The organism is Metaclostridioides mangenotii, from assembly GCF_017873185.1.
Taxonomy (GTDB): Bacteria; Bacillota; Clostridia; order Peptostreptococcales; family Peptostreptococcaceae; genus Metaclostridioides; species Metaclostridioides mangenotii.
In genome coordinates this window covers 212,880-224,956 of record NZ_JAGGJX010000002.1, presented here as the reverse complement: position 1 = coordinate 224,956, position 12,077 = coordinate 212,880, and the positions used below count along the sequence as shown (strand labels likewise).

The following is a 12,077-nucleotide window of genomic DNA, read 5'->3' as shown; positions in this document are numbered from 1 at the left end:
GCCTCCTCTTCTTGTATTAAATCCTCGCAAAAAAATGCTACCTTCTTTGTATAAAAGGTAACATTTCTAAAATTTTGCTTCAATATAAATCCGACAAGTGGTATTTTTTCACCGACAACTAGCATACTAAACCAAACTTGCAATTTTATTAAATGAATAATCATATTAAATTTTTACTCAACTGGTATATGAATAGTAGCCATAAACTTAGACTCACTATCCTTAATTTTTAATTCTCCATTATATTTTTTTATTGAAGATTTTATACTATCAAGACCGATTCCATGAAGAAATTTATCTTTTTTAGAAGTAAAAATCTTATTATTTTTTATTATTACTTTATTTATCTTGCTATTTTCACATCTAACTACATAGTACCCTTTTATAAAAGTACTTTTTATAGTTATATATTTATCTATATTATTATCATCAATTTTCTTACATGCTTCTATTGCATTATCTATTAAATTTGAGAATATGCTACTTATATCAATCATCTCTATGAATTCACATTTACTAAAATCTATACATACATTAAAATCTATATTATTTTCCATACAGGCTTTGCTTTTTTCATTTAAGATAATATCTAATAGTAAATTTCCTGTATTATAAATATTTTTAGTACTTTTTACTTCACCTTCTATATTGTTAATATATTTATTTACATCTTCACTACTATTTTTTAATGATTTTATATTTTCATATGGCTATTCATATCATGGTATACTTGTCTCATTTTTTCTTGTGATTCCTTGACCGTAAAATAGTATTTATACTGCATATCTGATTTTTCGTTTACAAACTCTGCTTTAGCTTTTTCTTTTTCTAATTTTACAGAATTTAAAAATATAGATATTAATAATATATTTACTATAAGTAAAAGATAAGGAAATGTCTCTTTTATAGATGCTGAAAATCTAAGCATCTCTGAAACATAAGAATGAGCAATTTTATTTTTACCTACCATATCATATAAAGTAGCTGCATCTGTAAATGATTTATTTATAAATAAAATTATTAGTAAATTAATTATAGTGGTTAATGCAATGTATAAATAATATTTCTTATTTTTATAGATATCCTCTAATCTATTAAAAAAATGGATGCTAGCCAAAAAAATAATAGCACTACTTATAAGAGTTATTTCAATTATATAATCTATTTTTATAATTGAAATTTGTACAAACCAATAAATACTACATCCTACTAAAATATAAACTAAGCTATATATTAATGAAGTTACAAAAGATTTTCTTGTATTAACTTCATAAAAAATTTTACAAATCAAATATATAGTTAAAAACATCCATAGTATCTGTTGCAGAGATGTTGTTCCAAATCCTAATCCCCTTATAATTGTAAAAATTAAGAATATACTTGTAAGTATATATCTACTCTCAAATTTATATTGATAGACATAACCTTTTTTATTCATTAGCATAAAAAATGAAAATATAAACATTAGCATATTTAAAACAGCTAAAATATAGATACTTACTAACATAATTTCTCCTCTATTAAGTCAAAAAATTTATCTTTTGTCTCCTTAAACCTATACCTGCTAACAGGTACTTCGTCACTATCTTCAAGTACTGCAGCATACTGTTTTATACTTTTAATATGCTCTAGGTTAACTAAAAAGCTCTTGTGGCATCTAAAAAATCTACTACAATCTAACTCCTTTTCAATATTACTCATTGTTCCATTTATTTTGTATACTTTTTTTAAAGTATGTATAGTTATAGTTTCTTTTTGCACTTCTACATAAGTTATTTCACTTATATTTAATTTAATTCGATTTCCTTGTTCTTTTACCATAATATATTTATTTTTTATATCTACTTCTTTCATGCAATTTATTATATTCTCTTTTAAATTCTCATATTTCACTGGTTTTATTAAATATCTATAAGCCCTTACCTCATAACCTTCTAGGGCGTATTCTATTAATGATGTAATAAATATAATCTCTACATCCTCATCTAACGTTCTAATTTTTCTTGCAGTATCCATTCCGTTGATTTTACACATTTGTATATCTAATAAAAGTATGTCTGTATCTTTTAAATAGTTTTCAAGTAATTCTTCTCCTGAATTAAGTATTTCCAATTTATATTTAATAGATAGTTCCTCAAATATTTGATTTATATATACTTTTAACAGATCTTGTTGTTCTTTTTCATCTTCACATATTGCTATTTTTATCACTTAATTTCACCTCATACCCATTTATATTGCTTCATTTATTAATTTTTTATGATATACACTTATTTATTTTATATTCCTTCCATTACTTTGTAGTAATAATTTTCTATTACTTATAATTATAAACTAACTTTTTATTTCTTTGAGTATTTTTATATAGATTAATTAATAAAAAATTCTTTATAGTAATCTCTTACAATGAATTTCAATATAAAAAACCATATTGACTATTACATCAATATGGTTTTCGTGGATTTAAATGGTGGAGACGATTCACGAAAATAATACCCACAATTTCTATATATAAATTTTCTACCTGAGTTTACTTCCACGTACATGTAATCTCGCTTATTAATTATTTTATAAAATGGATTATTTTTTTCTCATCGACTCTATCTCTCTCTAATCTAAATATAATAAACGCATACTTTATTTAATTTTTAATGAAGGGTTAGCAGAAGATAATATCTCAATAAATTTTATAGAAGCTAATGAAAGTGGAACGCTCTTTAAATAACAAACACCAATGCTTCTACTAGGTATCTCTTCTGAAATATTAACCTCATATAATAATCCCTTTTCTAAATAATCCCCTGAGAACTCCTTTACTACACAAGCAATACCTAAATTTATCTTTGCAAACTCCAATAATAAATCAAAAGATCCAAGTTCAAAATCTGAAGAGATTTTTATCCCCTTGGATAGCATGAACTTTTCCACATACTTTCTTGAGTTTGAATTAGGTTCTAGGAATATTAAAGGATATTTTACCAATTCTTCTAATGAAATTTTCTCCGTTGATAAATCCTTATACTTCTCTCCACAAACAAAAATATCTCTAACCTCTCCACAAGGTATTAATTCTAATGAATGATCATCAATTGGAAAATTACAGATTGCAATATTAATTTCTCCTGACTTAATTAAGGCGCAAAGCTCTAAGGTAGTACCATTTATAATCTTAAACTTAAGATTAGGATATCTATTATGAAAGAACTCTAAATATGGAAGTAAAAAATACTTAGATATAGTATCTCCTACTCCAATCTTTAACTCTCCCACAGTTAAATCTTTAAATTCTAATATTTTTTCTTCTCCAGCATTGATTATATTAATTGCTGAATTTACATAATCAAATAAAAGATTCCCCTCATTAGTTAAGGATACACCCTTAGGTGTTCTATTAAAAAGTCTAATATCTAGTTCTCCTTCTAATTGCATTATCGCTTGGCTTACTGCTGGCTGTGTCATGTAAAGAGCCTTTGATGCCTTTGTAAAGCTTTTACTTTTTCCTACCTGACAAAACACCTTATATAAATCTAATTTAGTAACCATATAAGCACTCCTTATATCATATATTCATTATATTTATTTTACTTATATCATTTATTGGTGTATATTACAATAGTATTAAATATTTGAAATCAATTTTAAATTGTTAGGAGAGATTATTTTGGAAAGAGTTATTGGTACAGTTGTTAGGGGACTACGTTGTCCAATCATAAAAGAAGGCGATAAAATTGAGGATATAGTTATAGAAAGTGTACTTAAAGCTTCAGAAGTTGAAGGATTTACTATAAATGATAAGGACATAATTACTGTAACTGAATCAGTAGTTGCACGTGCTCAAGGAAATTATGCTTCTATAGATAATATCGCTAAGGATGTTAAATCTAAATTTGGTGACGATACTATTGGTGTAATATTCCCTATCTTAAGTCGTAATCGTTTTGCAATCTGCCTTCGTGGTATAGCAAAGGGAGCTAAAAAAATAGTATTAATGTTAAGCTATCCATCTGATGAAGTTGGAAATCATCTTGTTGATTTAGATATATTAGATGATAAGGGCGTTAATCCTTGGACAGATGTTTTAACAGAGCAAGAATTCCGTAATCTGTTTGGGTATAATAAGCATGCTTTCACAGGTGTTGATTACATTGATTATTATAAATCTTTAATTCAAGAATATGGAGTTGAGTGTGAAGTAATATTCTCAAACAATCCTAAAACTATCTTAAATTATACAAAGAGCGTTCTTACTTGTGATATTCATACAAGATTTAGAACTAAGAAAATTTTAAAAACAAATGGTGGAGAAAAGATCTATAGCCTTGATAATATATTATGTGAATCTATTGATGGAAGTGGATTTAATGAAGCTTATGGACTATTAGGTTCAAACAAATCAACAGAAGAAACAGTTAAGCTTTTCCCTCGTAACTGTCAACCTATCGTTGATAATATACAAGCTATTCTTAAAGATAAGACAGGAAAAGATGTTGAGGTCATGATTTATGGAGATGGAGCTTTCAAGGATCCAGTCGGTAAGATTTGGGAACTTGCTGACCCAGTTGTTTCACCAGCTTATACATCAGGCTTAAATGGTACTCCAAATGAAATAAAATTAAAGTATCTTGCTGATAATAACTTCGCTGATTTAAAGGGTGAAGAGCTTAATAAGGCAATATCAGAATATATTAAAAATAAGGAATCAGATTTAGTTGGAGCTATGGAATCACAAGGTACTACTCCAAGAAGACTTACTGACCTTATAGGATCATTATCTGACTTAACTTCAGGAAGTGGAGATAAGGGAACTCCTATTATATTCATCCAAGGTTATTTTGATAATTACACAAAGTAATAAATTATAAAAGTGGCTACCGTTTAAAAATTAATTAGTGGTAGCTCCTTTTTTAGTTATTCAAATAATCAGCCGTGTAAATAATTTTATAATTAATTTATATCTATAAAGTAAAAATCCACGATATCTCTATCGTGGATTTTAATGGTGGAGACGATTCTCAACAATCATATCCACGATTATATCTCGACATAAATTTTCCCCCTATGGGATTACTCTAATCACTTTTGATTTTAAACAAATAGTAATATAAATTCAAAAGATAACTTTTACCACCAAACAATAGAATTCATAAAATAGACATTTGGTTAAAGAACATATTCTCTAACTGATTAAATTTTAATTTAAAATATTTTCTCTATTTTCAATTTATGTTTTTGTTAGTATTTTATAAATTATAAATTTATGTAATGACTTATTTTATCAATATGGTTTTCGTGGTATAAGATTTATAATTTGCTACATCTACTATAGTAAGCTCTGCTGTTTTATACCATTAATTATATTAATCAAATATATGTACCTATAAATAGGTAGTTAAGTTTTACCTATATATAAATTCATATATTTGCAACAACCTATTGTTTCATTTAAATATTATTTATTACAACTATGCTTTTTATTACTATTTTTATTTGCATATAAGAAAAATGTTATTAATCCTATAACAAGCCAAGCAACCAGTGGTATAAATGCAACAAATGGTAGCCTAACAAATAAAAATAATAAGATTAGTATAGATAATATTGGAATAAATGGTACTAATGGTGTTTTAAAAGATCTCTCTATATTTGGATATAATTTTCTTAATATTATAACACTAGCACAAACAAGCATATAAATTATTAACATTCCCGAATTAGAAATATTTACTAAGATATGAATATCAAAAAATGCTGTTATTAATGCACAAAGAATTCCATTCCCCCATATAATTACGTTTGGGCTATCTTTAGAACTCAATTTAGATAAATTTGTTGGTAATAAACCATCCCTAGACATTGACATAACAACTCTTGATACTGCATAACATAGTGCAAATAAAACAGCTAGAAGACCGATAACAGCTCCTAATGAAACTACTCCTGCAACACCATGTTGTCCAACTGATTCTAAAACTAATGACATTGCCTCAGGAACATTTAATTCAGTATATTTAAGTACCCCAGTCATTATTAATGAGACAACGACGTATAATATCGCACAAACAATTAATGTTGCTACCATACCCCTTGGTAAATCCTTTTGTGGATTTTTAACATCCTCAACTGAAGTTGCTAATATGTCAAAACCTATAAATGCAAAAAAAGCTGTAGAAGCTCCTGTGAGTACTCCTTTAATGCCGAATGGTGCAAAAGGTGTCCAATTAGATGGTTTGATATAAAATGCTGCAACTACACAGAATAATAATATCACAAATATTTTAATCCCAACCATAGCATTATTAAACTTTTTACTCTCTTTTGTTCCTTGTGATAACATAATTGTAACAAGTAAAATAGCTATTGCTCCAGGTAAATTTGCCACTCCTCCATCAGCTGGAACTTTCGTTAAAGCTTCAGGAATAATAATACCAACCCCATTTAGTAAATTTGATAGGTATCCTGTCCAACCACTTGCAACAGCAGCAACACAGGTCATATAAACCCCTGTTAATAGCCAACCAGTTAAATAACCAACTAATTTACCCATAGAAGCATACGTATATATATAAGCGCTACCTGATATTGGGATTGTAGCTGCAACTTCAGCGTAACACAATCCCACTAAACCGCACACAAAAGCAGCTAAAAGAAATGAAAATATAACTGCTGGCCCTGAAGTAGTAGCAGCAACTACACCTGTTAAAACAAGTATACCAGAACCAACTATTGCCCCTACCCCCATTAATGTTATATCGAGTGCACCCATAGATCTCAGACTAGGATCTTTTTTGTTTTTTTCAATTTCAACGACATCGATTACTTTTTTCTCCATTATTGACACAAGTTTTTTCTCCTTTGTTAATCATTTTAAATTTTTTGTTCATTGCCCTCCTTCTAATACAAATTTTCATAATACAAAGCTATATAAAGTGTTTTATGAACTGTTAAGTATAATAACGTTTCCTTTAAATTTATTAACCACGCTACTAATTTTTAGTTTATTGTCATTTGCATGCAAATGTTTGTATATCTTTAATATCTATAAAAATACAAAATTCATATTATTCGACAAATTCTTTCAATTAAATTCATTATAATACTAAAAAAAATAGAATATGTAAAATTATTATTAGATTTGCGTTAATTTTCTGTTATATTCTACAAATATTTCAATATTATTTGTTTTATTTAATAAAAAAGTAATTATTTTAAATTAATCGAATATTCTAACTTTACTCACTGTATTATTTTTCTATCTTTTAAATATTTAACCATTAACTCGTAAGTTTTTAAGTCCTTACCTACTAACTCTGTTACATAGTCTGGTAATTTCTCTAGTCTTTAGCTTGCTCCACTGTCTATAGCGTAGTCATTTCTTCACTTCATAAAATAAACCACTTGAATGTTTACAAGTGGGTTTTATATGTCCTATAGCATTGAAAAATAAATGCTTGTAACTAATCTCCTATCGGATTGTCTATTAAAGTAGTAAATTGAATTCATGTCGATGTTCATCATTAATTGTAGTGTCTTCGTCAACAAAGTGCATATGTCTACCATTCCAACTGGAATAGGAGGACCAGTTTGTTCAGAATATATGTTCTATTATATTTTGATTGTAAACTTAATAATACAGGTAGTCATTACGATAAGAGCAGTTATTTATCTGCTCTTATCCTTCTTAATCTTTCAGATAGTTTTTTATCAGTAGAGTCAACTCGTCTTGTATATCCTTTTTTTGTTATAGATACCCAGATTAAAGGGATAGTCTTATCTACCCCAAAATTGACAATAAAAAAACACCACATAAAGCGATGCCTTTTCATGATATATAATACATAATGCAAAATGTAAGGAGAAACACGATTACGTGAACCCATAATCCTGTGTACATATTATACACAATTATTTTTATTTTCATACCAAAAACACCTTCAGATATATATTTTAAAGGTGTTAATGGTAAATAGGAAATTATAAGTCAAAACACCGATACCTTTATTCTACAACAACTTCGTATTTTCAGAAGTTGGCTTCTTAAGACCAGCTCTAAGCATTGTCACTGATGTGTAAGTTATTACTAAAATAACTAATATCTTAAGCACATCTAAAGATATCCCTTGGAAAAACATTACCGCCGCTATTACTCCGAATATTCCTCCAAATGCTATCGGAAGAGAAAGTTTTCTAGAGTAAGCATTTTCTTTTATAAACTTCGTACTTGCGACTGGCATAAGCAACGCACATGATGTCATCATGATTGGAAAAGCAACCGCTGGCGACATTCCAAGGAAGTAAACCATCACCATACAAGGCCCATAAAGACCTATCCCAGCAGTCATCAATGCCCCGAGAATAAAATTACCAACAGTTCCTATAACAAGCTTAGCTCCTGTCAACCCTGTTGCATCTCCACCTCCTGGAATCATATTTACCCATGGATGTGATAAAAGCATCAATACAGCAGCTACTGCAAGGGCAACTCCCATTACAATCTTGATCTTTCTATCATCCATTTTTGAGATAATACCTGCTCCCAAATAAGATCCTATTACTGCCGCTGCGACTAATACTATCAGAGTCAGCGGATCTACTTCTACAACCGCTGTGAATATCAGTGCCTGTAATATTATTGGAATGGCATGGCATACATTTAGAGTACCTGGAATCAGTTTATCAGGTATATTCACCTTAAGTCCCTTAAACAATGCAATAGACGTCGCAAAGGATCCTATTCCCAGTGTATCTCCTAAATTAGTGAAAAATCCAATTACAGCACCCTTACCGAAGCTAATGTTTTCTTCTATTTCTCCTCTCTGTCTAGCATTCTTGTAGTCTGTGCCAAATACTATAGCTAGCATTCCTCCAAATACCACAAGTGCTGCTCTTAAAATAGTAAGTATCATTTTTGCTCCTCCAATATTCAGATTTGTTTAAATCTTATCAATTTTTAATATTATAACATAAATAATATCATATTGTGTCCAATCTATTATTATTTCAAAAACTTTACTATTTATTAACATTTGAAAGGCTATATACCAGTTTCCACTTAAAACAGTAAGGGGAGTCTATATTAAGTTTTGCTATTCACATATATTTTTGTATCATATATATTATATTTTTATCTATATAACCATATTATTTTAAGTTGGTTGGGGGGTTATTGGTCTTCAGTTATTGCTCCCATGCCTAGTAATTCTTTTAAATGTTCTAGCTCTTTTTCATCTTCTCTATTAGCTGCATATCCTAAAAATATAATTATAATGCCACCCAAAATTCCAATTAAAGCCAATGTTAAGTCCATAATATACTCCCTTTATATATATTATAGCAAATATAGGAAAATATTTACAATTGCGTTATCTAAATGCTGTAGGGTGTATTACATGTTCTTCCGTGGGATTTATATGTGATAACTCAGTATCTACTAGAGCAATGCCTCTTTGGACTGCATAATGTCCAAATCTATAACGAAGCTTATCTATAGTATTATCAATCTTTTCATGTTTCTCTATTTCCTTGAAATTATCGCCAAAACTCAATTGTACATAGTTAGATGTGGACAAGTTACATGCTCTAACCCCTAGCTTTCTTACAGGCACAAAAGGTTGGTGATGTTTTTTAAATAGCTCAAATGCCTTGTCAAATATCTCTGCTGTGGTATAGCATGGAATAGTTAATTTTCCTTGTCTCTCATACCACTCTAAATCACTATTTCTAATAGTTATTTGTACTGTACTACATACAAAACCATGCTTTCTAAGCCTCTCTGTTACACTCTCTGTAAGTTTATAAAGCACGATCTTAACCTCTTCATCGGTTGTTAAGTTTCTTTTTAGAGTTATAGAATTGCCTATACTCTTTATCTCCGAGCTAGAGTTGTAAAAACTTACGGGAGAATTATCGTATCCATTTGCGAAGCTCCAAAGTTCTACACCTCTTTTGCCTAAAGTCTTCTTTAAAAACTCTGGCTTTGTATATGCTAAATCTCCTATAGTGTTTATGTCGTATTTTAAGAATTTCGTTTTTGTTGATCGACCTACATTTAATAGATCTTCTACTGGTAGTCCCCAAATCTTTTCTTTGAAGTTTTCCTTCTTTATTATAGTAGTAGCATCTGGCTTTTTCATATCACTACCTAATTTCGCAAATATCTTATTAAAACTAACTCCTACAGATGCAGTCAGCCCTAGTTCCTTCTTTACTCTATCTCTAATTTGATTAGCTATAGTCTCTCCGTCCCCGAATAATCTTGCACTCTCTGTAACATCAAGCCAACATTCATCTAATCCAAAACTCTCAATTTTGTCTGTATAGTCTTTATATATATCTATCGCCAATCTTGAAAATCTAAGATACTGCTGATAGTTTGCTGGAACAATTACTAAATTTGGACATTTTTGCTTGGCTTGCCAAATTGGATCACCAGTTTGAACCTTATATTTTTTAGCTTTGTAGTTTTTCGCTAGTATAATACCATATTTACTATCTCCCTGTGGACTAACTGCTAGAGGCTTATCTCGTAATGATGGATTATACAAGCATTCAACACTAGCATAAAAGTTGTTCATATCTGAATGTAATATAACTCTTTCCATAAAATCACCTCATATAACAGAACTGTTGTTCTGAACTTATGTTCTATTATATTCATTATGCGAGTGAAATAATACCGGTAATTAATGTTATAAAAAAAGAGCTAGTATTTACTCTAGCTCTCTACACTCATTTGGTAATTTATCTTCTCTAATTACCTTTAAAACTGGTTGTCTCAAAGATATTATTTGACATTCGCATATTTATAAAGTTATAATATGTTAGAAGTCTAACGAAAGGAGGGTGTATATGTATTTTGATAAGTTAGGAATAAGTAGGAAGTTTTGGATTATTAACCGAAAACTCAGACATATGTTTGACGATGCTTTTGCTGCAAGTGGGGTTACGGGTACACAGGCAGCAGTTCTTCATTTTGTATATACAAAAGGAAAATACCGAGATGTATTTCAGCGAGATATTGAAACGGTTTTTAATATACGTCGTTCATCAGTAACAAGTTTGTTGCAAAGTTTAGAGCGTAAAGGTTTCATTCTTAGGGAGAATGTACAAGAGGATTGTCGTTTAAAGAAATTGGTTCTGACTGATAAATCAATAAATATTGCAGATCATATACAACATAAAATTGATGAATTAAACAACACAATTTTAGATGGATTAAGTTCGAATGAAGTTAATTTTCTTAATGCCTTGCTTACGCAAATAGAAGAAAACTTACCTTAATTTAATGAAAATAATAAAGAAATTTATAAATATATTGTTAGAAGTCTAACATTTATGATATAAAAAATAATAAAGGTGTGATTAAAAATTAAAAATGTAAGATTAAAAAAGCCAATAGTAACTAGTGCAATTAACAATTTATATGAAGATGAGCTTTACAGCTACATATATAATGATGAACTAGTAGAAGATGCAATAATAGAGAATCTTTATATTAGAGATATAGAAAAAGTAAGAGTTAAATTTAGTTCATGTATATTTAAAGGTGTTGATTTTGAAAATTGTGATTTTAGAAAAGTTGATATGACAGATGTTGTATTTGAAAACTGTAATTTATCTAATTTAAATTTTTCAGAAAGTGGGATTTATAGAATTGAATTTATCAACTGTAAATTAACAGGTATAATATTCCATGATTCTGTGCTTAAGAGCGTAAAATTCAAAGATAGTCTATGTAGATATTCCAATTTCGCATTTTCAAAATTTAGAGACGTTTTATTTGATGGTTGTGATTGTCAAAGCGCAATTTTTCAAGAAGTTAAAAATGAGTCTATGGCAGTTGAAAATAGCAATTTAACTAGTTCTGTATTTAGTGGAACAAATTTAAAAAATGTTGATTTTACAAGCTCAAACATAGAAGGAATGGATGTATTATTAAAAGATGTAGAAGGGGCAATTTTTACACCACTTCAAGCACTAGAAATTAGTAGACTATTAAGAATAATAATAAGATAATTGCCTCTTTACAAAGATTGACCCTCCTGTAAGGGGATATAATATACTTTTTGTAGAGGAAACAA

11 protein-coding genes are annotated in these 12,077 nt (G+C 28.9%); 3 read left to right on the top strand and 8 right to left on the bottom strand.

The annotated features are described in order from the left end of the window. Nucleotides 1-173: 173 nt before the first annotated feature. The 4 genes from J2Z43_RS14780 to J2Z43_RS07145 form a co-directional block, all read right to left on the bottom strand. Entirely contained in the window at nucleotides 174-557 is a 384-nt protein-coding gene (locus J2Z43_RS14780) for an ATP-binding protein (RefSeq protein WP_234926136.1), read from the bottom strand. Nucleotides 558-694: 137 nt separating this feature from the next. Continuing rightward, entirely contained in the window at nucleotides 695-1,507 is an 813-nt protein-coding gene (locus J2Z43_RS14775) for a hypothetical protein (protein ID WP_234926135.1), read from the bottom strand. Continuing rightward, the gene (locus tag J2Z43_RS07150; protein WP_209456549.1) at nucleotides 1,501-2,211 is read right to left on the bottom strand and encodes a LytR/AlgR family response regulator transcription factor; all 711 of its coding nucleotides are present in this window, start codon (nucleotides 2,209-2,211) and stop codon (nucleotides 1,501-1,503) included. Before J2Z43_RS07150 ends, J2Z43_RS14775 begins: the two co-directional genes overlap by 7 nt. A gap of 426 nt (nucleotides 2,212-2,637) precedes the next feature. Further along, nucleotides 2,638-3,543, bottom strand: a complete 906-nt coding sequence (locus J2Z43_RS07145; protein ID WP_209456548.1) for a LysR family transcriptional regulator — start codon at nucleotides 3,541-3,543, stop codon at nucleotides 2,638-2,640. A 118-nt stretch (nucleotides 3,544-3,661) separates the two neighbouring features. Here J2Z43_RS07145 and J2Z43_RS07140 point away from each other — a divergent pair, with 118 nt between their 5' ends. Then, nucleotides 3,662-4,852, top strand: a complete 1,191-nt coding sequence (locus J2Z43_RS07140) for a coenzyme F420-0:L-glutamate ligase (RefSeq protein ID WP_209456547.1) — start codon at nucleotides 3,662-3,664, stop codon at nucleotides 4,850-4,852. Between the two features lie 597 nt (nucleotides 4,853-5,449). Here the strand turns inward: J2Z43_RS07140 and J2Z43_RS07135 are convergent. The 4 genes from J2Z43_RS07135 to dinB all read right to left on the bottom strand — a co-directional run bounded on the left by J2Z43_RS07135 (nucleotide 5,450) and on the right by dinB (nucleotide 10,598). After that, on the bottom strand, nucleotides 5,450-6,829 hold the full coding sequence (locus tag J2Z43_RS07135) for an amino acid permease (protein ID WP_234926215.1): 1,380 nt from the start codon (nucleotides 6,827-6,829) through the stop codon (nucleotides 5,450-5,452). A gap of 1,171 nt (nucleotides 6,830-8,000) precedes the next feature. Next, entirely contained in the window at nucleotides 8,001-8,900 is a 900-nt protein-coding gene (locus J2Z43_RS07130; RefSeq protein WP_209456781.1) for a sulfite exporter TauE/SafE family protein, read from the bottom strand. Between the two features lie 260 nt (nucleotides 8,901-9,160). Then, nucleotides 9,161-9,304, bottom strand: a complete 144-nt coding sequence (locus J2Z43_RS07125; RefSeq protein WP_209456545.1) for a hypothetical protein — start codon at nucleotides 9,302-9,304, stop codon at nucleotides 9,161-9,163. 55 nt (nucleotides 9,305-9,359) lie between these two features. After that, nucleotides 9,360-10,598 (bottom strand): DNA polymerase IV, encoded by a 1,239-nt coding sequence (dinB, locus tag J2Z43_RS07120; protein ID WP_209456544.1) that lies wholly within the window; start codon nucleotides 10,596-10,598, stop codon nucleotides 9,360-9,362. Nucleotides 10,599-10,845: 247 nt separating this feature from the next. Here dinB and J2Z43_RS07115 point away from each other — a divergent pair, with 247 nt between their 5' ends. Next, on the top strand, nucleotides 10,846-11,277 hold the full coding sequence (locus J2Z43_RS07115) for a MarR family winged helix-turn-helix transcriptional regulator (protein WP_209456543.1): 432 nt from the start codon (nucleotides 10,846-10,848) through the stop codon (nucleotides 11,275-11,277). Nucleotides 11,278-11,364: 87 nt separating this feature from the next. Beyond that, nucleotides 11,365-12,012, top strand: a complete 648-nt coding sequence (locus J2Z43_RS15145; protein WP_327786944.1) for a pentapeptide repeat-containing protein — start codon at nucleotides 11,365-11,367, stop codon at nucleotides 12,010-12,012. Nucleotides 12,013-12,077: the final 65 nt, after the last annotated feature.